This is a genomic window from Noviherbaspirillum cavernae, from assembly GCF_003590875.1.
GTDB lineage: Bacteria > Pseudomonadota > Gammaproteobacteria > Burkholderiales > Burkholderiaceae_D > Noviherbaspirillum > Noviherbaspirillum cavernae.
This window is the reverse complement of record NZ_QYUN01000003.1, coordinates 80,418-102,969: the sequence shown is the minus strand read 5'-3', so window position 1 is coordinate 102,969 and position 22,552 is coordinate 80,418. Positions and strand designations below refer to the sequence as shown.

The window sequence follows — 22,552 nt, the reverse complement described above, 5'->3', positions numbered from 1 at the left end:
GTCGTACTGTTGAAGTGAGGTAGCGGGACAGCCGCCCCGCTCCCAACCCGAAAAAGGAGAGACGACATGCGATTCATGATGCTGATGATTCCCAAGGGATACGAAAGCGTGGCACCGGGCACTCTGCCGGACGCCAAGGCGATTGAAGTGATGATGCGGTACAACGAAACCCTGCAAAAGGCCGGCGTGCTGCTCACGCTGGACGGCCTGCATCCGCCGTCGATGGGTGCGCGCGTCAGCTTCTCCGGCGGCAAGCCGACGGTGACCGACGGGCCGTTTGCCGAAGCGAAGGAAGTGCTCGGCGGCTACTGGATGATCCAGGTACGCTCGAAGGAGGAGGCGATCGAATGGGCTTCGCGCTGCCCGGCCTCGGATAACGAAATGATCGAGATCCGTCAGGTGCAGGAATTCGCCGACTTTCCGCCCGACGTGCAGAAGGCGGCGGCCGGTTTCGTCGAGATGCAGACGCAGAACGGCCAGTATCAAGGCGCGTGACCGACTCCGGTACACATCGGGCGATCGACGCGGTGTGGCGGATCGAATCCGCCGCCATCATCGCCCGAGTTGCGCGCATGGTGCGCGACGTCGGCCTGGCCGAAGAGCTTGCGCAGGATGCGCTCGTCACTGCGCTGGAGCAGTGGCCCGAAAAAGGCGTGCCGGACAAGCCGGCCGCCTGGCTCATGACCGCCGCGAAGAACCGCGCGCTGGATCATCTGCGGCAACGCAAGCTGCACCAGGCAAAGCATGAAGAGTTCGGCCACGAACTTGAAATCGAGGAGGCGCTGCGGCAGGAACACGCCGTCAATGCAATCGATGCCGCGCTCGACGACGATATCGGCGACGATCTGCTGCGCCTCGTCTTCACCGCATGCCATCCGGTGCTGTCTGCCGACGCGCGCGTGGCGCTCACGCTGCGCCTGCTGGGCGGCCTGACCACCGGGGAAATCGCGCGCGCCTTCCTCGTGCCGGAAGCGACCATCGCGCAGCGCATCGTGCGCGCCAAGCGCACGCTGTCCGAGGCCCGCGTGCCGTTCGAAGTGCCGCGCAAGGATGCGCTTGCGACGCGGCTGTCGTCGGTGCTCGACGTGCTCTATCTCATTTTCAACGAAGGCTATGCCGCCACCAGCGGCGGCGACTGGATGCGTCCGGCGCTGTGCGAGGAAGCCTTGCGCCTGGGTCGCATCGTGGCCGAGCTGGTACCGGACGAACCGGAAGTGCACGGACTGGTCGCGCTGATGGAAATCCAGGCATCGCGGGCGGCTGCGCGCATCGGCCCCGGCGGCGAGCCGGTCCTGCTGCTGGAACAGAACCGGTCACGCTGGGACCAGTTGCTGATCCGCCGCGGACTGGCCGCACTCGAACGCGCTGCGCAGCATGGCGGTGCGCTCGGACCGTATGCATTGCAGGCTGCGATTGCCGCATGCCATGCCCGCGCGCGCACTGCGCAGGAAACGGACTGGGGTCGCATCGCGGCGCTGTACGACGCGCTCGGACAGCTGGCGCCCTCGCCCGTCGTCGCGCTCAATCGCGCGGTCGCGATCGCGATGGCCTATGGACTGGCGGCGGGACTGGAACTGGTGGATGCACTGACGGCGGAGCCGCAGCTCAAGGCCTATCACCTGTTGCCGAGCGTACGCGGCGACCTGCTGTGCAAGCTCGGCCGCCACGACGAGGCACGAACCGAATTCGAACGTGCCGCCACGCTGACGCACAACGTGCGCGAACAGCACTTGCTGCTGACACGCGCGCATGCATGTGCAATGGATGCGAAATCGCTGCCGTAAGGAAAATCCCGTGCATTGCGGTTGAACGTTTTTGCAGATCGCGCGCCCAATCTGATTTGGAGAAGCCACGATGAACAAGCGGCACGACCCCAATACGATCAACCGGCTGATCGGCAGATTTGCGGATTTGCAAGAACGCTGGCAAAACAATCCTGCGAGCTTCGATTGGGCCGATCTGCAAGCATTGGCGCAGGAAGGCGCGCACGCCTACAACGAAGGCGCGGGCCCCTCCTTTCACGCGCTCGCGCTCGACGGCACGCAGCACACCGAGTTTCACGAACGCTTTCTCACGTATTCGCTGGAAGCCGGATTCGATCCCTTCAAACTGGTCAAGGCCGGCTCCGGCGATACCGAACTGCCTGTCATTGACCACGCGGGCATGGCCGAAGAAGCGCAGTGGAATGCGTCGTCGGCGCGCATGCGGGCGGCGCTGATGGATGTTGCGCGGACGCACTTCACGCCACTGGCGCAGGAAATGCGGGACGGCAAGGCTGATCTGCCGCAAGAGCAACTGCGAATCGTCGAAGCAGGCGCAGAATCCATCCCCGCCGATCTGCTCGAACAGATCGCGCCGAATCTGCTCAAGTCGCCGGATCGCGTGGAGCGCAAACAAGACGTCGATCCGGTCGAAGGCTATCTCAGCACGGCGGAAGTGATGGTGGACAGCAACTCCAAGCCTTACGGTTAAGCGAAGTTATGCGCGAAGCCATGCGCTTTTTGCATCGGTCCCGCGAACAGCCAGCACGAAATCCAGACGGTACGCCGCCCGCCTGCGGAAACGTTGCCGCTTGCTGGCAGCAACGCGCCCTGCCAGGGGAAATCCGGTGCCATGTCGGTACGGGAAACGACGCAGGACTTCCTTCTTCGCCGGGACGGCACCGGGATTCATCAAACGAATTCTGATCATCAGTTGTCGAGCATCGTGACGATGCGCTCAAGATCCAGGCTGTTGTAGATGCGCATGCGCGCGGCATATTTCTCGTTCGATTCCTGCATGACCTGGCGCTTGATGGTGCTGATCACGATCAGCGCGATGCGGTCGGGTGCCAGGCCTTTCCAGTAATCGGGATTGGGTTCGACCAGCATCCGGTCCGCCTTGCAGCCGCCTTCGGCCAACTGCCCCGTCAAGTCGATGCATACCGGCGCCATGCTGCGCGCCGCCTCGCCGCTGGCGAGTTCGCGTTTCATGCGAGCGAGCAGGTCGCGCCGCTGCTGCCTGGAGCGCAGCTCGGCGGCGGACGGCGCATGCAGCTTGCGCCCCTGCCTGATGGCCAGCTCACGCAAGGCTTCATCGACCTGCTCCAGCTTCGCCATCTCCGCTTCCATACGCGGCACGACTTGCTGAAGATAACGCTGGCGCGGCACCTGCCGCCACGGCAGGATTTCTCCGCGTGTGAGGATGATGCTGCGGTCGTTGAAGCGCGTGATGCGGCCCTGCTGCGATTCGATCGGCAGGACGTAATAGCGGTGCTCGTCATCGCTCGAATTCGCGTGTGCAAAATCGTTCAGGAACAGGACGCTGTCATGGTTGATCGCATAGCCGACGCCGGTGCCGGTCATGCGATGGCATTTGCCGTTGGTGAAACCGATCGGCAGATGCGTATCGAGCACCGCTTGCGCCATGCCATTGCGGCCCAGCCCCATCTCGATCCACGAACTCAGCCGCATGCACAAGGGCGGCGGCGGCTCGGTCACTGCACCGAGCGTGCGCAGGTAACTGACGAGGCCATCGACGCGCTGGCGAAATTGCGCGACTTGCACCGGTTTGAGATTTTGTATCTTCGTCCTGGGGTCAAGCGCCAGTTCGAAGCGCTTATCCGCGCCGGCAGGCACGACAGGCACCTGGTCGGCGGCGCATGCCCAAGCGGCGAGCGCGCACAGCGGCAACAGCAGGGTGCTTCGCATGAGGACTGCGGCGTGTCGCACGCGCGCGCGGCAGGCGCCGACATGGGACACGGACCTGGTCCAGCCCGGCACCAGACCCGCGCCCTTCTCGTGGCAGGCGTTGCGGAAAATGCGGCGCTTCAGCCCGCGCAATCCGGTCTCGGTCGGGATCACGACCTTCCATGGATCCTGCTTTTTCTTCTTCATGTGAAAGAACTCTCGACAGACGAACCGGCGCGACCTGCTTCCCTTCATGCGCGCGGGCTGATTTGATCAACTGATGAAATGCATTCCGGGAACGAAGCCTATGGCGGGCGGGATTACAGATGATGTACAGATATAATATTTCGCCATGGACATCATGCCGCGCAGGCCGTGTCCCCGGGTCAATGTCACGAATGGACAACACAACAAGACCATTGACGATATCCGGCTGAAATTCGGCAGCTTGAGAATGGATGCCGCACCGGATACCGCGCCAGGCGCCCCCCGTAAAAGAATCCGCACCGAGAATCCATGCTGCCCGACCGCTCGCCCACCTACGCCAAACTCTCGCCGCCGCGCGTGCATGAAGCGGTGCCGCGCACGCGTCTGTTTGCGCGTCTGGACGCCTTGTGCAAGACGCATGCGGTGATCTGGCTCGCCGCGCCGCCGGGTGCCGGCAAGACCACGCTCGCCGCCAGCTATCTGGCCGCCGCACAAGTGCCTTCCGTGTGGTGCCAGATCGATCAGGGTGATGCCGATCCCGCCAGCTTCTTCTTTTTCCTGAGCGAGGCGGTGCGCGGTGCCGGCCCTGCCCTGCCCTGGCTGGCGCCCGAACTGGAGGGCAACGTGGTGCGCATCGCGCGTCTGTTCTTCCGCGACTTCTATGCACGCCTGCCGCGAGGCGCGGTCGTCGTCTTCGACAACATCCAGGAATTCGACTGGAGCAATTCGGGCGAATTGATGGAAATCGCGTTCAGCGAAATCCCCTACGGAGTCACGGTGCTGGCCCTGAGCCGGGATGCGCCGCCCGCGCGTCTGGCACGACTCGAGGTGCACGGGCTGCTGGTCACGCTCGACTGGAACGAGCTGCGCCTGAATGCGGATGAAGCGCGCGCGCTGATGCAACTCGATGACATCGACTGCCCTCACCGCCAGGTCTGGCTCGACAAGATCGATGGCTGGGCCGCCGGCATCGTCATGCTGCGCGAGCATCTGGCCGAGCATCTGGGACAGACCGATGTGCCGCTGCTCGAAGGACGCGAGGCCGTGTTCCGCTATTTTGCCGGCGAGATTCTGGAACGCATGCCGAGCGCATGGCAGCACTCGCTGCTGCTGCTGTCCAGCCTGCCGGGCATTTCTCCCAGCGATGCGCAATTGCTGACCGGCGATTCGGCGGCTTCCGGCATATTGAGCCAGCTGTTCCAGCATCGCCTGTTCGTCGATCGCCGCGGTCCGGCGCCGTACACCTATCATTTCCACGCGCTGTTCCGCGAATTCCTGCAGTACGAGGCCCGGCAGCGGCTTGACGCCGACGAACGCGCCGCATTGCTGGAACGCGCCGCCACGATCGCGGACACGCAAGGCCGCACCGACGAGGCCGCCCGCCTCTATCACGAGGCCCGTGCCTGGCCACAGCTCGCGCGCCTGCTGCTGCACCGTGCAAGCGACATGCTGACCACGGGGCGCGGCCAGACATGGCGCGAATGGCTGCACTGGCTGCCGCCGGCCATGGTCGAGGCCGAACCCTGGCTCCGGCACTGGCAGGGCGCTTCGCTGAATCACGTCGATCCTGCATTGGGACGGCAATTTCTGGTGCAGGCTGAACAGGCATTCCACGCCGGCGGCGACGTACGCGCACGCCTCCTGACCGTCGCCGCGATCATCGACAGTTACACCTACGAATGGGCGGGCTTCAGCGCGCTCCGGGAGTGGGCCGAAGTGATGCTCGATGGCTTGGCACAGCTCGATCCCGCCACACTGGACCCGCTGACGGACCTCAGAATCCATTCGCGTCTCACCCTGGCCTTGTTCTTTACCGCGCCCGACTCGCCCGCGCTGGCACGAAGCGCCGAGCGCGCCTTGAAGGCGATATCGCTGGTCGACGACCGCACCGAGCAACTCGCCGCCGGCACCTTCCTGCTGGATTATTTCAGCACGACCGATATCGTCGCCGCGCGGGAACTGACCGCCTCGCTCGACCGGCACGCCGACGACCCGGCCATCGGCCCCTTCCACCGGATCTGGTGGTATCGCTCCGCGTCCTTCCGGCACCAGCTCGACAGCAATTACCCGGCCGCCGAAACCATGGTCGCCAATGCCCGAAGGCTCGCGACCGAATTCGGCCTCGACCATCTGCTGATCCATTTCAACCTCAGAGCAGCGATCGGCCTGCTGGGCGCGGGCGATCTCGCCGCGACCGCCGCACTGCTGGGCGACCTCCGCCGCTCGCTGCCGTCGGCGCGCAAGCTCGACCTTGTGTATCTGCGCTCGATCGAGGCCTGCTATCTCGCCCAGTGCGGCGACATACGGGCGGCGCTGCCCCTGGCGCAAACCGCGCTCGACCTCGCGACGGATGCCGCCGTCAGTCCGACGACGCGCTGCCAGCTGCACGTCTCGCTCGCCTGCTGCCACGTACAGGCCGGCGACTATGCGGCGGCGGAACAGCAATGTGCCGAAGCGGTCGCGGACATGCATGGCTACAACAAGGACTATGCGCGCAATGCGCAGCTGTTCGTCCGAGCCTGCGCCTCCCTGTTCCGCAATGACGAAGCACAGGCGGCTGAAATCCTCAGGCAACTGTTTGCCGAGCTGCGCCGTCCCGACGCCACGCTGTCGGTCACCTTTGCCTCCTATCCGCATCTGGCGCGCAGCCTGTTTGCACTGGCCTTGCGCGAAGGGATCGAGGTCGATTACGTGCGTGGCCTCATCGCGCGGCAAAAACTGGCCGCGCCCGACCGCGTCACGCCGGACTGGCCATGGCCGGTGGTCGTGCGCTGCCTGGGCAAGTTCGAACTGTCTCTCGCGGGCGGCGGCGTCGCGGCGAGCGGCAAGGCGCAGCAGCGCCCCTTGATGCTGCTGAAGGCATTGCTGGCCTCCGGCGATGCCGGCCAATTGCAGCAATCGCTGGCAGTTCGGCTCTGGCCCGATGCCAGCGATCCCAAGGCCGCGCTCAACATCAACGTGCACCGCCTGCGCAAGCTGCTCGACAACGACGAGGCAGTCGTGGTCGCCGCAGGAAAAATCATGCTGGCCGAGACCCGCGTATGGTCCGACGTCGCCGCGCTGATCGAGATATGCGAGCAGTGCGGTCGTCTGGACGACGGCACGAGCGGCCATGTTGTCAACCGCCTGGCCTCCATGCTGCTGAACCTGTACCGCGGTCCGTTCTGCGACGGCGAGGAAGACAGCTGGCTTTTGCCTGCGCGTGAGCGCCTGCGCGGCCGTTTCCTGGCGGCGGTGGAACAGCTCGGACAGCGGCTGGAACAGGCGCGCGAATGGGCGCTTGCGCATCGCCTCTACCTGCGCGCGCAGGAAGCCGAACCGCTGGCCGAAACGGTCTATCGCGGCCTGATGCGCTGCGCCCACGCGCAGAACGATCCTGCCGCCGCCTTCAGCACCTATCGCCGCTGCCGCGACACGCTGTCCATCGTCCTCGGACGCAAACCCTCCGCCGAAACGGAACACCTGGCCGCCGTGCTCGACCTGAAATAAGTCCCGGCAATCCGCCGCCTCGCCACTTCGCCCCCCTGCGCGCATGCGCCGCAAGCGGCAGCCATTCCCTCATCTGTAATCCATTTGTAAGTGCCGCGGCACTATGCTCCGTCCGCACGACAAACCCGCATCGGGCAAGCATCCGAGGCCGTCAAGGCGCTCATTTCCATCCATGCAAGCCAGCCGCGACGAGTCTGATCGCACGTCTTTGCAGCCCGGTAATCGCCGCAGGACGCTCTCCATTTTTTTATAGATCGACGTTGATGAAAAAAGAAGCTCAAGAACAAGGCACAGGCAAGGACCGTCCGCCACTGGAGCGGCGCGCTTTCCTCGGATGGATGTCGGCCGGCGCAATGGCGGCGGCCTTGCCGACGCTCGCATCGTGTGGCGGCGGAGGCGAAAGCGGCGGTGATGGCGGAAGCGGCAATCCCGGTTCCGATGGCGGTGCTGGCGGCAGCGCCGGCGGCAGCATCGATGCCGCCGCGCGCATCGCCGCACTGGATGCCGTTCAGGCGCGATACCAGAGCCTGTCTGCCGGCGGCATGACCGAACTCGATCGACTCAATGCCGTGAGCGCGTTCATGGCAGGCCGCCCCGAATACGCGGCAGCCGGCGTGGACGAGGAAACACTGTCGGCGTGGGGCATCTTCACCGACGGGCGGGTTCACATCATTGCGAACAATCGCGCGCCCGATCCCGACGGCGCGCCGATGCCGAAAATGGCGGGCGAGATGCATGCCGCAGGCGCCGCATCGCTCGCGGCGACGCCGGTGGAACTGCCCGCCTCGGTCAATGCGCGCCTGATGCACGCCTTCGGCCAGCACTTTCCGGGACAATCGACAGTGAACGACATAAGCGCCTGGATGGCCTTGCGCGGATACAAGATTCGCGGCGGCGTCGAGGGCGATGCCCGCATATCCACGCTGCGCGCAGTGACCGGCGACGGCTTCTTCTACATCAACACGCACGGCGGCGCAGCCACCTACACCGGCAAGGACAAGACAGGCGTGGCGCTCTACTGCATCTGGTCGTCCACCGCCGTCAGCGACCTGCTGGAAAAGATGCCCGACTTCCGCGACGACCTCGACAACCTGCGCCTGACCTATTTCACCACATCGACCGGTGACGTCATCATGGAGGGCGATGAAGAAGTTCCGGTGATGGAGTGCCGCTACGGCATCACCTACAAGTTCGTCGAGAAGTACTGGCAGTTCGCAGCCGACAGCATCGTCTTCATCAACGCCTGCAACGTTGCCAATCCGCAGGTGTATTCCGCCGCCGCCTTCGTCAATGCCTGCCACGACAAGGGTGCCGGCGTGGTGCTGGGCTGGACCAAGACCGTGTCCAATGTCGGTGCCTACCGCGCGCCGCGCTACTTCGTGGACCGTCTCATCGGCGCGAATGCAGACTCGCCCGAGAGCCCGGAGCAGCGGGCTTTCGCGTGGGACAAGGTGATGGAAGACATGGCTGCGAAAAAACTGGACATCGATCCGCACAAGGGTGCAAAACTGATCGCCCTGCCGCGCCCGAGTGAAAACAAGAGCCACATCCTCGCACCCGGCATCCGCGAGGTGAAACCGATCGAGCTGACCGACCAGCTCATGCTGATCGGCGACTTCGGCTCCATCGAGGGCAAGGTCGTCATCGGCGGCGTCGAGGCCGCTGTCGTCAGCTGGAAGCCCGATCGCATTTTCTGCAAGCTGGAACGTCCCGGCAGCGCCGGATCCTGCGGCCCGGTGTTCGTGCGCGTGGGCGACCGCAAGAGCAACATACGCCAACTGTCGCAGTGGACGACCAGTCTGAAATACCTGTTCGAGGATGTCGACCGGCCCGGACTGAAAACGCAAGGCATGGCCAAGATTGTCCATCGCGCCGATATCGGCAAGATCCGGGACACGCCGGCCGAGAAACCCAGGGACGTAACGGGATATGCGATCGCCACCGCCGATTCTGCGCTGTCCCTGACGGCGAGCGGATCGTATCCGCAGCCGCCGGACTGCACGATCACCTGGAGCGGATCGATGACCTATCCCGGCCTGCCGGATGCCGGTGGTCATGTCATCTTCGCCTACCTGAAGGTGAACACCGCGAAACGCACGGGCGCCCTGGGCCTGGGACTTGGCAGTTTTGCACCCGACTTCACGGAAAAGGGTTGCAGCGACTCGCACAAGTTCGGCACGAACTTCGGCTTGCTGCAAGGCCTGGAAGAATTCGAGCGTGAAACCGGCATCGGCATCGTGGAGGTTCCATTGACGGCGGTCCAGGTGAAATACGGCGCCGACTTCACCCTCATCGGCGACACCTTCTCGAAAGACGGACTGACGATCACCTGGAGCAGCGCAACGCCGCAATACCCGCCATTGGCGGACGATGTGATCTGAGGCAGGGAGGCGCAACGCTCATCGCACGCTTGTTGAGCGCTGCGCCTTTTCTGCCGGCAGCGCAGCCTTGCGCTTGCCCGCGCTTGCCCACTTTCGCGACGCGCCGCATCCTCCCTTCCTGTTCGCCTCCCGCGCCGCATTCTTGCCGCTGTCCGGCGCAAGCATGTGATGTCGCTTTCCCTCGCGCATCAAAACAAAAACCGGCCAGCGCAGTCAAAGGAATGACACACTGCATTACCTAGGGGCAGAAAAACATTGCAATGTGCAATGCGCCATTCGAATCCGGTGCTGCATATCGATAAGTCGCCGTTCCATTCGCTGAAGAAATCTCCTTCCGACTGTAAACTCCGTTCATCGACTTTCCGGAAACCCATCATGCTGATCTTTCGCCAACTGGCCGACCCGACCTCCTCCACGTATACCTATTTGCTCGCCGACAGCGACAGCCGCGAAGCAGTGTTGATCGATCCGGTCTTCGAGCAGGTCGAACGCGACGCGGCGATCCTGCACGAACTGGACCTGCGCCTGCTCTACACGCTCGACACCCACGTCCACGCCGACCACGTCACCGGCGCGTGGCTGTTGAAGCAACGACTGGGCAGCAAGATCGCGGTATCGGCCGCGAGCCAGGCCGAAGGCGCGGACAGGTATCTGGCGGACGGCGATCTGGTGCAATTCGGCGCGCGCCATCTCGAAGCCCGCGCCACACCGGGCCACACGAGCGGCTGCCTGACCTACGTGCTGGACGACCGCAGCATGGCCTTTACCGGCGACGTGCTGCTGATCCGCGGCAGCGGCCGCACCGATTTCCAGCAGGGCGATGCGCACAAGATGTACCAGTCGGTCCACCGCCGGATCTTCACGCTGCCATCCACCTGCCTGCTCTACCCCGCCCATGACTATCGCGGCCTGACCGTCACCAGCGTGGAAGAAGAGAAGCGCTTCAATCCGCGTCTGGGCATCGCCATCGGCGAAGAGGATTTCGTCGGCTACATGAAGAACCTCGGACTGCCGCATCCCAAGCAGATCGACATCGCCGTGCCCGCCAACATGAAATCCGGCCAGCCGGCGGACGGGCAGGACAAGGCATCGGCGCAGCACTGGGCGCCGCTGACCTACACGTTCGCCGGCATCTACGAAATCCAGCCGGACGCATTTGAAGAGAACGCGGCAACAATACAGCTGGTCGATGTGCGCGAACCGAGCGAGTTCGATGGCCCGCTCGGCCATATCGCCAGCGCCACCCTGGTGCCGCTGGGCCAACTCGGCACATCCATCGACCGACTCGACCGCACCCGCCCGGTCGTGACCGTATGCAGATCGGGCGCGCGCTCGGCGCAAGCGACAGTGCTGCTGCAACGCGCAGGATTCGCGCAGGTCGCCAATCTCGCGGGCGGCATGCTGCGCTGGCGCGCGGAAGGGCATCCGGTGGTTGGAGGAAAGGCGTAGCCGGTGTTCTGCGCCTGGTTCCGGCGTCGTCAGCTGTCCTCGCTGGCGATGGCGCGATAAGTCACCGCGCCCAGCAGCGCACCAACGATCGGCGCAAACCAGAACAGCCACAACTGGGCGACAGCCCAGCCGCCAACATAGACGGCGACACCCGTGCTGCGCGCCGGGTTGACCGAGGTGTTGGTGACCGGAATGCTGATGAGGTGGATGAGCGTCAAGGCAAAGCCGATGGCGATCGGCGCAAAGCCTGCCGGTGTACGCTTGTCGGTGACGACAAGGATGATCACCAGGAAGAACATGGTCATCACCACCTCGCTGACCAGCCCCGCCAGCAGCGAGTAGCCGCCTGGCGAATGCGCCCCGTAGCCGTTCGAGGCAAAGCCCTTGGAGACATCGAAGCCCGGTGCGCCGCTGGCGATGACATACAGTACGCCGCCGGCCACGATGCCACCCAGCACCTGCGCCACGATGTAGGGAGCAAGCTTGCTGGCCGGGAAGCGCCCACCTGCCCAGAGCCCCACGGAGACGGCCGGATTCAGATGGCAACCGGAGATATGCCCGATGGCAAACGCCATCGTGAGCACGGTCAGGCCGAAGGCAAGCGCAACGCCATGCAGACCGATGCCAACCTGCGGAAAGGCAGCAGCGAGTACAGCGCTGCCGCATCCACCAAGAACAAGCCAGAAGGTTCCAAGAAACTCCGCACTGTATTGCTTCATGAACGCGTCCTCATGGTGATGATGAATTCCCAAAGCGTCTGACAGCACCCAAGGGCTTGCCGTGGATGCCAGCAGACAATGGCATGAGTGCTCACGTGAAGCTGCTGCCACCTTCATGCGAAGCTTAACAAGGCCGATAGCGCCGATGTTTGTGCGATGGCAAACAAGTTCGTGAAGATCTGTCATGCAAGGCTGCGAGATGGCGGCCGTAGCCAGGAACCTTCAGGAACCTTCAGCGACCGTCTCGACCGCCCACACCTTGGTGTGACCGTATGCAGTTGAGATGCCCCGCACAGCGGAAATGACCGCAAGCCCGATCGGCAAGTCGGCAGGCGATGCATTGACGTGATTGGGCTGCCAGAACTCGGCATCCACCGTCCCTTGCGCACGATGCAGATGGCCGCTCCCGCTTATGCGCCGGTCGAATGCCGCCTCGGAATTTCAAGGCCGCGTGCAACTGCCGGACGCGCCAGGAACGCATCGAGGACGCGCGTGACATGCGGAAAATCCGCAATGCCCACCAGATCGCCGGCTTCGTAAAAGCCGATCAGGTTGCGCACCCAGGGGAATGTCGCCATGTCGGCAATCGTGTAAGTCTCGCCCATGATCCAGTCCCGGCCTGCAAGCCGCTGGTTGAGTACGCCGAGCAGGCGCTTTGATTCCGCAACGTAGCGGTCGCGCGGGCGTTTGTCGTCGTATTCCCTGCCGGCGAATTTGTTGAAGAAGCCAAGCTGGCCGAACATCGGGCCGACGCCTCCCATCTGGAACATGAGCCACTGAATCGTTTCGTAGCGGCCGGCGGAATCCTGCGGGATGAATTGTCCGCTCTTGTCGGCGAGATAGATCAGGATCGCGCCGGATTCGAACAAGGCACGCGGCCTGCCATCGGGTCCGTTGGGGTCGATGATGGCGGGGATCTTGTTGTTCGGATTGAGAGAGAGAAATTCCGGCGTCATCTGGTCATTGGTGCCGAAATCGACGAGATGCGGCTCATAAGGCAGCCCCGTCTCTTCAAGCATGATCGACACCTTGACGCCATTCGGGGTAGGCAGGGAATAGAGTTGAATCCGGTCGTGATGCCGCGCGGGCCATTTCTTCGTGATGGGAAAGGCGGAAAGATCGGTCATGTGCATCCTTTAAAAATAATTGTGGCTAACCCTTCCGGGCGGCCGTGCTCGTCGGCCAGGAGGACGAATCATAATCGCCTCGGTCAGGTTTGTCTGATGCGCCCGGGAGCAAGAGACGAGAAGACCGTGCAGGAATCATTCAGCCGCCTGTAAAGCCATCCGGTGTGGGGCGCGGCGATGCCGATCTTTCCCGTCAGCGTGGCCACGCGCTTGCGTCTGCCATCGCGTTATCGTGTTTAACGCACCCCTTGTAAAACCATGCAAAGCTGTTGCGCCTCGAGCAATGCGCCTGCATGGACCCGTGTAATATGGACGCTTACGTTCCCCAGAAGAAATAATCCATGGATAAACTACTTTGCCGGGCAGGATTCGCGCCACAACTTGTTCTTCTCGTTGCCGTCATTTCGCTCACCAACTGGCTGTTTCTTCCCTACGAAACGACCATCATGCTTTTCGAGGAAAGCGGCTTGATCGAGAACGCGACTGTCTTTCTCTATTACCTGGCGATCATCGCTATCTGGCTGTTCCGGCCTCCTGCCTTGAATCGCCTGAGCGCGGCGGCGCTGCACATCATCCTGACGGCGATGGCGGCGCGCGAACTCGACTTGCACAAGCGGCTGGCGGACATGAGTCTGCTCAAGCTGCGCTTCTGGACCAACAGCGGCACGCCGTGGCTGGCGAAAGTGGAGGCGGCGGTCATTCTCTTGCTGATCATCGCGGCCATCGCGTATCTCGCCAAAACCCACGCTCGCGGATTCTTCGCGCAGATTCGTCGCGCGGAGCCGGTGGCCGTGACGATACTGACCTTTTTCATCACGCTCGTCGTTTCCAAACTTGCCGACCGGTCGCTGGGCGTGCTGCGGGAAGTCTTCGGTTACATCGCACCGGACTGGCTCATGGCGCTCGGACAATCGTTCGAAGAGCCGTTCGAGATGATCTTGCCGCTGCTGATCATGCTGGCGGTCATGCAGGCGGCGCTCGGCGGCCGCAGGAACGTCGCGCCGTGAACGATTCCGTACGAAACAAGCGCAAACGGTTTTCTTGACTGGCCGCCGGCCTACGAGCGTCGCGCGTATCCCTGCGCGGCCATCCCGTCTCGCTCGATACGCGAGACGGCGTTCATATCCATTGTGCCCGCCTCTCGTTCCTGGCTCGTGCGCCAACTCGCCGGCGGGAGTCCGAACTCGCGCTTGAAGGCGCGGCTGAAGGCGGCCTCGGAATCGTATCCGACTGCATCCGCCACCTCGGCCAGCGACTGACGGCCGCTGCGCAACTGGCGCGCCGCCGTGTGCAGCCGCCAGCGCGCCAGATACTGCATCGGCGGCTGGCCGAGCAGATCGGTGAATCGCTGCGCGAGCGCGGAGCGTGACAGTCCGACATTGCCCGCAAGCTCATCGACGGTCCATGGATGCGCGGGTTGCGCGTGCAGGCGCGACAAGGCGCGTCCGACATAGCGGTCGCGCACTCCGGCAAGCCAGCCCTTTTCATGCTGCGGCAGCGTATCGATACAGCGCCGCAAGGCTTCGACGAACAGCAGCTCCGACAGCTTGGCGAGCACCGTGGCGCTGCCGGCGCGCTGTCCGGCCGCTTCTGCAGCGGCGAAACCGAGCGCCGACGCGAGCCACGCCGATTCGACCGTTCTGCTCACGTCTACCTTGAAGATGCGCGGCAGCGAAGCCAGCAGAGGATTGCTGAGCATTTCGTCACAGGTGAGAAAGCCGCATACGATGCGCGTCGGCGCACCGCCGCCGCCGTACATGACGCGCATGACTTCTCCCGGCAGCGTCTCCAGATGCTCTGCCAAAAGCGGCGCGGCGCGCGTGGGCGTCATGTCGAGCGTGCTGCCCATCAAATGCTCATCCCCTTGCGGAACCACCAGCAGCTCACCGGCATCTACGCGTAGCGCCGAATGCTCGTCATCGACCAGCCTTGCCACGCAGGAACCCTCGACGATGAGGTGATACGACACCACGCGCTCGGAGCGCGGCAGATAGGCGGCGCAGACGTCGCTGTCGGCTTCGCTGATCAGGCACCACGGTGCCGTGAACTCGCCGTTGAGAAAGACCGCACCGCTGAGTTGCACGACGCGCAAGACATCAGACAAGGCATCCATGGCCGTTTCTTTCGAGAGCTGGCGTCCCGGTCAAAAGAACCGGACGCCTGATCATTCAATATGGAAGACAAGGGATTGATACTCGCATTGTGCTCCGCATCGAACAAGGATGCGAGTAATGCCATAAGGCAGGAACCCGGTCGACAGTATGTCGGCAGTATTCGCAATGGAGGCATGCATGCATCAGCCCGTACCCTATTTCCGTGAAGCAGGAACCGGCCCCGGGGTCGTATGCATACACTCGAACGCGAGCACCTCGGGCCAATGGCGAGGATTGATGGATCGTCTCGCCGACACGTTTCACGTCCTCGCGCCTGATTCCTACGGTGCCGGAAAAAGTCCGGAGTGGTTCTCGGACCGAGCCGTCACGCTCGGGGACGAAGTCGTGTTCATTGAACCGGTCCTCGCCATGGCAGGCGCACCGTTTGCGCTGGTGGGGCATTCATACGGTGCCGCAGTCGCGCTGATGGCAGCCCTGGAGAATCCCGGTCGCATACGTGCGATCGCCCTGTACGAGCCGACCTTGTTTGCGCTCCTCGACGCGGAGACGCCTGCACCCAACGACGCCGATGGCATCCGCAACGCGGTGGCCGACGCAGGCACCGCTCTTGACGCGGGAAACCATGATGCAGCCGCCGAGCGTTTCATCGACTACTGGATGGGCGATGGCAGCTGGAAGCAGACGCCGGAGGCGCGCAAGCCGCCCATCGCCGCGTCGGTGACGAATGTGCGCAGATGGGGACATGCCTTGTTTACCGAGCCCACACCCCTGAAGGCATTCCGCGAGCTCGATGTCCCGGTGCTCTACATGACGGGCAAGCGCTCAAGACGCTCCGCACACGGGGTGGCACGCCTGTTGACGAGCGCGCTGCCGCGTGTGGAGCATGTGGAGTTTGAAACGCTTGGCCATATGGGGCCGATTACCCATCCTGACCAGGTGAATGAAGTCATCGAACGGTTTCTCGAACGGGCCTGATTCTCCGTTCGGAAAGAGCGCATCACGGCAATCCCATATCCGGCGTCTCGGGCAAGAAAGGCGGGGGCCGGATCATTCCATGGAGAGGATTAGAGATCGATACTGGCACTGCGTTCCGTATCGAACAGGAACGCAGGCCACGATGGCCCGCGTCATCGGCAGTTCGAAGTTCGAAGTTCGAAGTTCGAAGTTCGCAGTTCGCAGTTCGCAGTTCGCAGTTCGCAGTTCGCAGTTCGCAGTGTGCTTGTGGTGCCAGTCTGCACCGTCCATCACGTTGCGCACAGCACTACCGCAGTACGACGTCAGAAGGACGAATGCAAACCACCAAGGAGATGCATCATGAGCAATGCAAAAGCCAGCAAAGGAAGCCGCGTCTGCGACGCGGTTCGGTTCACGGCCAGCGGTGACACAGCCGGAATGGGTGATTGCCATGTGGAGTCGCGTCGAAGACGGGGCGGCCCGGCCGAATAGCACATCGACTCACCCCGGCAGTTCAAGCTTCACGAATTCAATCCCCATTCAAGTCACCAGGAGTACAGCCATGTCCGCAGTTGTTCCCAACTCATCCCCCGCCATTGACCTCGTCGCAGTCAAGACGCGTCAGCAAGCCGCCTGGTCCTCAGGCAACTATGCCGTCGTCGGCACCACTCTGCAGATCGTCGGTGAAAATCTGTGCGAGGCGCTCGACCTGCGCGCCGGCACAAGCGTGCTCGACGTCGCCGCCGGCAACGGCAATGCCACCCTTGCCGCCGCGCGCCGCTGGTGCGACGTGACGTCGACCGACTATGTACCGTCGCTGCTCGAGTCCGGACGAGCGCGCGCGCAGGCCGAGGGCCACACGATCCAGTTCCAGGAAGCCGACGCCGAGAACCTGCCGTTCGGCGACGCATCATTCGACGTCGTGATGTCCACCTTCGGCGTGATGTTTACCCCGAACCAGGAAAAAGCAGCAGCCGAACTCGCACGCGTCTGCAAGAGCGGCGGCAAGATCGGTCTGGCGAACTGGACGCCCGAAAGCTTCATCGGGCAGGTGTTCAAGACCATCGGCAAGTACATTCCCCCCGCGCCAGGCGTCCAATCACCGGCACTGTGGGGCACGAAGGCGAGACTCGATGCGCTCTTCGGAGAAACCGCAAGGGAGATCCGCACGACCAGCCGCGACTTCGTCTTCCGCTACCGCTCGCCGGCACACTTTCTCGACGTGTTCCGCACCTACTACGGACCGATGAACAAGACTTTCGGCGCGCTCGATGCCGAGAAGCAGGCCGCTTTCACCAAGGAGTTACTGGCGCTCATGGAAAGCCGCAACCGTTCGGGCGACAGCACCTTGGTGCTGCCAAGCGAGTACCTCGAAGTCGTGATCGACCGGAAGTGATGACGACTGCAAACAATCCATCCGCTCACCCGCAGACCCCGCCACGGCGGGGTTTTTCTTGTGCGGATGACATCGCATCCGCACATCGCCTGCCGTCACGCGTCGCGCCTCGTCATGCCACGAAAGAGGAAACACAGGTTTGACAGCGCATCGTCGGCAAACGATACTCGGAGGATCGACAACCCATCCTCCGCAGTGTGATCCCCATGTTGCAACCGGTCCCCTTTCCAATCCGCAAGGAGTGCCCGCCCGGCGCCTGCATATGCGAGCGCGAGCGCCTGTTGGACGACCCGCAAGGCGACACGCGCATACTGCGGCTGACGAGCGAGGAAGAGAAAAGACTCGTCGCACGCATCGACAGCATTTCCACCTACGCCGACTTGCAACACATCGAAGAACGCATGCGGGAACAACTGGGCATCGACCTTCGCATCTCGCCAGGCATGCACGAAGTGCGCACCGTGCGCGGCTTCAACATCCAGATCGTGGAACGCCCCGGCCTTTGCAGAAAGACCCGCCAGTCGATTCCCGCCGCCATTCGCCGTTGTCTCGACAAGAATCCGGACATCGCGTATGCCATCCTCAATGCGCACGACCTGCTTCGTGATGACTGAACGGCGCAAGCTTGCTTCAACAATCCGGTCCAACACTCCGCGATTGACCGGCAAATGCTGATGGGCTGATCGTCGCGATGCGACACCACAGGGAGCATGGACACAGCGTGTTCGTGCAAATGGACGCTCGCTCCTTGCAGACCGACGACTTTGTTGGCGGCGCAACTACCGCCGATACTCGCCAGCACGTTCCGGCTGATAGGTGACATCGTCGATCCGCACCCGCAACACGCCGCCGCCGGGCTTCGGCCACTCGATTTCATCGCCTTTGGAAAGGCCGAGTAGCGCACTGCCGACAGGGGCAAGGATGGAAATGGTGCCGCCACTGGCATCGACGTCCTTCGGATATACCAACGTCAGCGTGAACGCTTCGGACGACGATTCCATTCTGAATCGCACGGTCGAATTCATCGTCACCACGGTTGGCGGCATCTCTTTCGAATCGACGACTTCTGCGCGAGCGAGCTCGGCTTCCAGATCCTCCCTGCCCGGGAATGCGTGAGCAGGAAGAGACTCCAACAATTGCTCCAACCTATCGGCGTCGAGCGATGAAATGATGATCTTCGGTTTCATGGCTATCCTCTTTCGTGAGCATGCGCTGTCGCAGAAAAATGCGTATGGCCTGAATTGCCTGACGTTGCCGTCAAGTCACGTCGACACGCGTCAGTCTGGATGACTCGCAAGAAAGCATTTCAATGGTAAAACTCGACATAGAACGTCACCTTTCCCATCGGTTTTACATGATGCAGCGCGGTAGGTTGGGCTGCAAAGCCCAACATCCTCAAAACGTGATGCCGCCTATTCATCACGTTCTTCTTTCTTAATACATCCCCAATCGGCATCGAGACTTCCCCTCTCGATTTCCCGATGAATGGACGAATACGGCCAGTCCGACGCCCTGGTAACGTAACCGTGCTTTACCGGATTGAAGTGAACGTAAGCCACGTGCTTTTCCAGATCGTCGTCTCGAATCTGATGCTCCCAATAACGCCGCTGCCAGATCCCTCGCTCTCGCTTTAATCTTCTGCTGCTTCGTATCGCCTCGGTTTTCGGCATCTCCCTTGAGAACGCCGCCTTGATCAGGGACCAGCGCAACGAAAAATCCGCATCACCCTCCGGCAAGCGCCAGATCGCGTGCAAATGATCGGGCAACACCACCACCGCCATCGTTTCGAACGGATGGGATTGGCAAATTTTTCGCATGGCGTTGCGGAGTACTTCTATGTGCTCCGTCAGGAGACTGCTTTTTCGATCCGCGAGATTGACCGTGAAAAAATACGTCCCGCCAGCGATGTTCGATCTTCGATATCTCATCGTCTTGATGTCATTGGTAGCGCGGTCGTGAATGTTGGGCTTTGCAGCCCAACCTACCGCGCTGTTCGCGCGTGACCTCCATTCAACCAGGAAGGGCATCCATATTCAAAGTTAATGATGGTCGATTTTCTTCGACTCGATACCATTTCAGAAATGGATTCTGTAGGTCAATACTTTCAATAGCGTCCCAGTTTGTCGGAGAGAACTCAAAGCTAAATACGTCTTTCTTTGCCGCCGTATCCAGTAAATGCAATTTCCCGGCTTTTGAAATTCCGATGTGATTTGGATATGTCCAGTCAACCACTATAGCCCCACAGGAAATTGTCGTCTTACTGTTGGCAATAGCCATATGACCGAATATTGACGACCCAGTCGGCTCTATCTTTAGGTTGCCACCTCCGTGCCGAATCGATCGCACATGAATTTCATCATCATTGACCGACAAAATATGCCATTGGTATTTGGCATATCGATTTAGAAGAATTTTCGTATCCGGCGAAGACTTATTTTGTGATCGCTCTGTCCAGTTATGATGGAATTCTGTAATTTGAATCGCACATAAAGCATCATCTTTGCGAACCAATGTGAATTTTCCTAATGGGATCGATACCCCATACCAAGATATCGAAGCACTCGTCCTTGCTTTCATTTCAATGGCTGAAATGCCTTCCTCTGTGGAATACGCTGCATTTTGTGCGATAGACAGAGATGGAAAGACTCCGAAGCAAGTAGAAAAGAAAAGCGCGACATAGGCCTTTAGAGAACAATTTCTCATTTTCTATATATCCTTTGCGCCATATTGGAATTGGCCTTGTTCGGATAACAGCGCTGGTATCCCGCTGTTACTTCTTCTCTGGCATTGCGGAGGAATGATGACTGGTAATGAGCCACGTCGAACCATCCCAGCGATAGGTATAGCTATAGCGGCCACTGACCACTGCGCCTGTCTTGGCGAACGTGAATGTGTAGAGGCCGGCATCGACAGCGGTATTGCAACCCATCTCGACGAAGCGCAGATCAATCTTTCCGGAAGGGCGATTCTCCAGGAAATGATGAAAATAATCTTCCTTGTCCGCCGGGGTCAGGCGCGGTTTGTTCGAAACGGTAGGCAACAAAATGGAACGCTCCGCATAATTGGCAACGACCTTACGCGGATCGCCAGTCTGCAATGACTGATTCCACCGATCAAACAACGATGCGATTTCCTGTTCGGTGATGACCTTGCAACGTTCGGTCTGCGCGGTCTGAGCGGTGGGCGGCATGCCGCCCTTGGAGGCGCATCCTGCAAGGACTGCGCAACCAGCAAGTGCAACCAAGGCGAGTGATTTCATCGAACCGCTCCTTTCAGCGTGGGTTGGGAAACATGGAGGACAAGGTAAAGAACGCGGAGATTCATCCTCGTCCGAATTCACTGAGTGGTCAGCCCCGCAACTGAACACGCGAAGCCTCGATTTTTCCCAGCAGCCACTGCAAGCCTGCCAGATGTTGCTGATCATGGCTGCACAGGTAATGCACCAAACTGCGCAAGGACAAAGGTCCGTAGCCTTCGAACTCGGCGGTTCGGTTGAACTGCTCTTGGCTCAGGCCGGAGATGAGCGCAATTGTCTTCGCGCGCGCCTCTCGAAAGGCCACAAAGACTTCATCGGCGTTTGCGGTGGCGTAGGAGCGCTCCTTGGCCAGAGCTTCACCATCGATGGAGACCAGCATCGGTTTGAATTCATCAAGAGTACGCTGGAATCGCACGTGATAGCCATCGATTTCTATATCGCGCACGTGGCAAATCTGCTCTATGGCGGTGAAGGGCTCACTCGGCACGCCTTCCCATGACGACGGGGACCAATGCCTGAACCCGGCAGGAATGGCGGCGTAGTGCGCCTCCAACTGCTGAGGGAATGCTTCCAGAGTGTTCAGCGTGATGGGGTTCATTCTGACTCCTGGGGTGAACGAGGGGCTAACGCCTGAATCAAGCCGAATCGCGAAGCGGCGTCGGCTTGAATGATGGGATTGTCAGGCCGATGCCTTGGTCTTGCCCTTCAACGGCGCGCCATGGAACGCCAACGCCAGCGAGCAACTCCCGCAGCCTACTTCGCTCGTCTCGCCGTTGCCTTTTCGACAGATGTATTGAGGGCGACCGCGGTACGGATGAGTGCCTTGAACGCGTCCGCGTCGACCTCATCCCCCTCATGGATGTCAATCGCTCGCCGTACGTTCCCGTCGAGGCTCGAGTTGAAGAGCCTGGCCGGGTCTTCCAACGAAGCCCCCTTGGCAAAGGTCAACTTCACCTTCGCTTTGTACGACTCGCCGGTGCAGATGATTCCATCATGTGACCATACGGGCGTGTCCACCCACTTCCACTCTTCGACGACGTCCGGGTCTGCCTCCTGGATGAGCTTGCGCATCTTGGCCAAGGTCTCCCCCCGCCAGTCCGCAAGCGCGGCGATTCTTGCGTCAATCAGCCTGGATGCCGATTCGTCCTCGGTCGAACCTGATTTTTTCATATGTTCTCTTCCTCCGCGAATGGGAGCCGGTAGTCGGTCCAACGCTGTGTTATGCGGCAACACGTGATGACTGAAACTAATCAGCTCTGGCGACCGCTTCTACTTCCACAAGCGTGGCTTTCGATGCGAGAGACGCGACACCGATAGCCGTTACAGCCGGGCGTGAACTGCCAAGAAACCCGGCCAGGATTGGCACCAATGATTCCATGTGATCCTCGAGTTCTCCACGGATATATAGCCGCAGATGCAGCAGGCCGTCGACGCTCGCGCCGGCAGCCACGAGTACCGTCCGTAAATTTTCCAGCGCGGCTTCAAACTGGCCCGTGACGGAGTTCCGGGACACCTGGTATTGGTGATTCCAGTCGACCTGACCGGAAACAAACACCAGCGAACTCTCGGTATCAAGCACTGCCTGCGACATTCCAAAGGGAGTGCCGTCATACAGTCTGTCAGGATTCACTAACTTCTTGGTCATTTATTCACCTCTGCTCATTGATCGTGCGCATAACATTCGCGTTCAGCGGCCGCCGAAGGCTGTCGGCTGCAACGCCTTATCATGCGGCATTGGATTGCTTCGACTTTGCACCAATTCAAAATCTGCACAAGTAAATCGACTTTTCCA

General features: G+C 61.3%; 21 protein-coding genes. 10 read left to right on the top strand and 11 right to left on the bottom strand.

Annotation, left to right across the window (positions count from 1 at the left end; genetic code table 11):
* Positions 1 to 66: 66 nt before the first annotated feature.
* The 3 genes from D3870_RS19030 (at position 67) to D3870_RS19020 (ending at position 2,472) form a co-directional block, all read left to right on the top strand.
* Complete coding sequence (locus tag D3870_RS19030; protein ID WP_119742521.1) at positions 67 to 495, top strand: YciI family protein; 429 nt, start codon at positions 67 to 69, stop codon at positions 493 to 495.
* A complete protein-coding gene (locus D3870_RS19025; RefSeq protein ID WP_119742519.1) occupies positions 492 to 1,784 on the top strand; it encodes an RNA polymerase sigma factor in 1,293 nt (430 codons plus the stop codon). Before D3870_RS19030 ends, D3870_RS19025 begins: the two co-directional genes overlap by 4 nt.
* Before the next feature lie 70 nt (positions 1,785 to 1,854).
* Positions 1,855 to 2,472 carry a hypothetical protein gene (locus tag D3870_RS19020; RefSeq protein ID WP_119742517.1) on the top strand — a complete coding sequence of 206 codons (618 nt, stop codon included), beginning with the start codon at positions 1,855 to 1,857 and terminating at the stop codon, positions 2,470 to 2,472.
* A gap of 218 nt (positions 2,473 to 2,690) precedes the next feature.
* Here D3870_RS19020 and D3870_RS19010 read toward each other — a convergent pair whose 3' ends face one another.
* Complete coding sequence (locus D3870_RS19010) at positions 2,691 to 3,875, bottom strand: hypothetical protein (RefSeq protein WP_119742513.1); 1,185 nt, start codon at positions 3,873 to 3,875, stop codon at positions 2,691 to 2,693.
* A 309-nt stretch (positions 3,876 to 4,184) separates the two neighbouring features.
* Here D3870_RS19010 and D3870_RS19005 point away from each other — a divergent pair, with 309 nt between their 5' ends.
* From D3870_RS19005 to D3870_RS18995, 3 genes are all read left to right on the top strand, one after another.
* A complete protein-coding gene (locus D3870_RS19005) occupies positions 4,185 to 7,364 on the top strand; it encodes an AfsR/SARP family transcriptional regulator (RefSeq protein WP_119742511.1) in 3,180 nt (1,059 codons plus the stop codon).
* A 263-nt stretch (positions 7,365 to 7,627) separates the two neighbouring features.
* Positions 7,628 to 9,745, top strand: a complete 2,118-nt coding sequence (locus D3870_RS19000; protein ID WP_119742509.1) for a hypothetical protein — start codon at positions 7,628 to 7,630, stop codon at positions 9,743 to 9,745.
* Positions 9,746 to 10,123: 378 nt separating this feature from the next.
* Positions 10,124 to 11,194 (top strand): MBL fold metallo-hydrolase, encoded by a 1,071-nt coding sequence (locus D3870_RS18995; RefSeq protein ID WP_119743136.1) that lies wholly within the window; start codon positions 10,124 to 10,126, stop codon positions 11,192 to 11,194.
* Between the two features lie 29 nt (positions 11,195 to 11,223).
* Here D3870_RS18995 and aqpZ read toward each other — a convergent pair whose 3' ends face one another.
* Positions 11,224 to 11,913: an aquaporin Z gene (gene aqpZ / locus D3870_RS18990; RefSeq protein ID WP_119742507.1), complete on the bottom strand. Its 690-nt coding sequence runs from the start codon at positions 11,911 to 11,913 to the stop codon at positions 11,224 to 11,226.
* A 410-nt stretch (positions 11,914 to 12,323) separates the two neighbouring features.
* Positions 12,324 to 13,040: a glutathione S-transferase N-terminal domain-containing protein gene (locus D3870_RS18985; protein ID WP_119742505.1), complete on the bottom strand. Its 717-nt coding sequence runs from the start codon at positions 13,038 to 13,040 to the stop codon at positions 12,324 to 12,326.
* Positions 13,041 to 13,381: 341 nt separating this feature from the next.
* Between D3870_RS18985 and D3870_RS18980 the strand changes: the two genes are divergently transcribed.
* Positions 13,382 to 14,047 (top strand): hypothetical protein, encoded by a 666-nt coding sequence (locus D3870_RS18980; protein WP_119742503.1) that lies wholly within the window; start codon positions 13,382 to 13,384, stop codon positions 14,045 to 14,047.
* 50 nt (positions 14,048 to 14,097) lie between these two features.
* Here D3870_RS18980 and D3870_RS18975 read toward each other — a convergent pair whose 3' ends face one another.
* Positions 14,098 to 15,153: an AraC family transcriptional regulator gene (locus D3870_RS18975; RefSeq protein ID WP_119742501.1), complete on the bottom strand. Its 1,056-nt coding sequence runs from the start codon at positions 15,151 to 15,153 to the stop codon at positions 14,098 to 14,100.
* A gap of 148 nt (positions 15,154 to 15,301) precedes the next feature.
* Here D3870_RS18975 and D3870_RS18970 point away from each other — a divergent pair, with 148 nt between their 5' ends.
* The 3 genes from D3870_RS18970 (at position 15,302) to D3870_RS18960 (ending at position 18,118) form a co-directional block, all read left to right on the top strand.
* Positions 15,302 to 16,129 carry an alpha/beta fold hydrolase gene (locus D3870_RS18970; protein WP_340638455.1) on the top strand — a complete coding sequence of 276 codons (828 nt, stop codon included), beginning with the start codon at positions 15,302 to 15,304 and terminating at the stop codon, positions 16,127 to 16,129.
* A 541-nt stretch (positions 16,130 to 16,670) separates the two neighbouring features.
* Complete coding sequence (locus D3870_RS18965) at positions 16,671 to 17,504, top strand: class I SAM-dependent methyltransferase (protein WP_119742499.1); 834 nt, start codon at positions 16,671 to 16,673, stop codon at positions 17,502 to 17,504.
* A gap of 206 nt (positions 17,505 to 17,710) precedes the next feature.
* Positions 17,711 to 18,118, top strand: coding sequence for a hypothetical protein (locus D3870_RS18960; protein ID WP_119742497.1), 408 nt, complete (start codon positions 17,711 to 17,713; stop codon positions 18,116 to 18,118).
* A gap of 165 nt (positions 18,119 to 18,283) precedes the next feature.
* Here the strand turns inward: D3870_RS18960 and rnk are convergent, their stop codons facing one another.
* From rnk to D3870_RS18930, 7 genes are all read right to left on the bottom strand, one after another.
* Positions 18,284 to 18,691 (bottom strand): nucleoside diphosphate kinase regulator, encoded by a 408-nt coding sequence (gene rnk / locus D3870_RS18955; RefSeq protein WP_119742495.1) that lies wholly within the window; start codon positions 18,689 to 18,691, stop codon positions 18,284 to 18,286.
* Positions 18,692 to 18,916: 225 nt separating this feature from the next.
* Entirely contained in the window at positions 18,917 to 19,531 is a 615-nt protein-coding gene (locus D3870_RS18950; RefSeq protein ID WP_242490102.1) for an REP-associated tyrosine transposase, read from the bottom strand.
* Complete coding sequence (locus D3870_RS22180; protein ID WP_147375867.1) at positions 19,515 to 20,207, bottom strand: hypothetical protein; 693 nt, start codon at positions 20,205 to 20,207, stop codon at positions 19,515 to 19,517. The genes D3870_RS18950 and D3870_RS22180 overlap by 17 nt, the downstream gene beginning before the upstream one ends.
* Positions 20,208 to 20,274: 67 nt before the next feature.
* Entirely contained in the window at positions 20,275 to 20,694 is a 420-nt protein-coding gene (locus D3870_RS18945) for a DUF4440 domain-containing protein (protein ID WP_422879677.1), read from the bottom strand.
* A 157-nt stretch (positions 20,695 to 20,851) separates the two neighbouring features.
* Complete coding sequence (locus D3870_RS18940; protein WP_119742491.1) at positions 20,852 to 21,358, bottom strand: DinB family protein; 507 nt, start codon at positions 21,356 to 21,358, stop codon at positions 20,852 to 20,854.
* A gap of 155 nt (positions 21,359 to 21,513) precedes the next feature.
* Entirely contained in the window at positions 21,514 to 21,930 is a 417-nt protein-coding gene (locus D3870_RS18935; RefSeq protein WP_119742490.1) for a DUF1801 domain-containing protein, read from the bottom strand.
* Between the two features lie 76 nt (positions 21,931 to 22,006).
* Positions 22,007 to 22,405, bottom strand: a complete 399-nt coding sequence (locus tag D3870_RS18930; protein ID WP_119742488.1) for a RidA family protein — start codon at positions 22,403 to 22,405, stop codon at positions 22,007 to 22,009.
* Positions 22,406 to 22,552 lie beyond the last annotated feature (147 nt).

Excerpts from the sequence above, each read along its gene's own strand:
- D3870_RS19030 (WP_119742521.1), top strand. The coding sequence starts at position 67 with ATGCGATTCATGATGCTGATGATTCCCAAGGGATACGAAAGCGTGGCA.
- D3870_RS19020 (WP_119742517.1), top strand. The coding sequence starts at position 1,855 with ATGAACAAGCGGCACGACCCCAATACGATCAACCGGCTGATCGGCAGA.
- D3870_RS19010 (WP_119742513.1), bottom strand. The coding sequence starts at position 3,875 with ATGAAGAAGAAAAAGCAGGATCCATGGAAGGTCGTGATCCCGACCGAG.
- D3870_RS19005 (WP_119742511.1), top strand. The coding sequence starts at position 4,185 with ATGCTGCCCGACCGCTCGCCCACCTACGCCAAACTCTCGCCGCCGCGC.
- D3870_RS19000 (WP_119742509.1), top strand. The coding sequence starts at position 7,628 with ATGAAAAAAGAAGCTCAAGAACAAGGCACAGGCAAGGACCGTCCGCCA.
- aqpZ (WP_119742507.1), bottom strand. The coding sequence starts at position 11,913 with ATGAAGCAATACAGTGCGGAGTTTCTTGGAACCTTCTGGCTTGTTCTT.
- D3870_RS18985 (WP_119742505.1), bottom strand. The coding sequence starts at position 13,040 with ATGACCGATCTTTCCGCCTTTCCCATCACGAAGAAATGGCCCGCGCGG.
- D3870_RS18980 (WP_119742503.1), top strand. The coding sequence starts at position 13,382 with ATGGATAAACTACTTTGCCGGGCAGGATTCGCGCCACAACTTGTTCTT.
- D3870_RS18975 (WP_119742501.1), bottom strand. The coding sequence starts at position 15,153 with ATGGATGCCTTGTCTGATGTCTTGCGCGTCGTGCAACTCAGCGGTGCG.
- D3870_RS18970 (WP_340638455.1), top strand. The coding sequence starts at position 15,302 with ATGTCGGCAGTATTCGCAATGGAGGCATGCATGCATCAGCCCGTACCC.
- D3870_RS18965 (WP_119742499.1), top strand. The coding sequence starts at position 16,671 with ATGTCCGCAGTTGTTCCCAACTCATCCCCCGCCATTGACCTCGTCGCA.
- D3870_RS18960 (WP_119742497.1), top strand. The coding sequence starts at position 17,711 with ATGTTGCAACCGGTCCCCTTTCCAATCCGCAAGGAGTGCCCGCCCGGC.
- rnk (WP_119742495.1), bottom strand. The coding sequence starts at position 18,691 with ATGAAACCGAAGATCATCATTTCATCGCTCGACGCCGATAGGTTGGAG.
- D3870_RS18950 (WP_242490102.1), bottom strand. The coding sequence starts at position 19,531 with ATGCCCTTCCTGGTTGAATGGAGGTCACGCGCGAACAGCGCGGTAGGT.
- D3870_RS22180 (WP_147375867.1), bottom strand. The coding sequence starts at position 20,207 with ATGAGAAATTGTTCTCTAAAGGCCTATGTCGCGCTTTTCTTTTCTACT.
- D3870_RS18945 (WP_422879677.1), bottom strand. The coding sequence starts at position 20,694 with ATGCCGCCCACCGCTCAGACCGCGCAGACCGAACGTTGCAAGGTCATC.
- D3870_RS18940 (WP_119742491.1), bottom strand. The coding sequence starts at position 21,358 with ATGAACCCCATCACGCTGAACACTCTGGAAGCATTCCCTCAGCAGTTG.
- D3870_RS18935 (WP_119742490.1), bottom strand. The coding sequence starts at position 21,930 with ATGAAAAAATCAGGTTCGACCGAGGACGAATCGGCATCCAGGCTGATT.
- D3870_RS18930 (WP_119742488.1), bottom strand. The coding sequence starts at position 22,405 with ATGACCAAGAAGTTAGTGAATCCTGACAGACTGTATGACGGCACTCCC.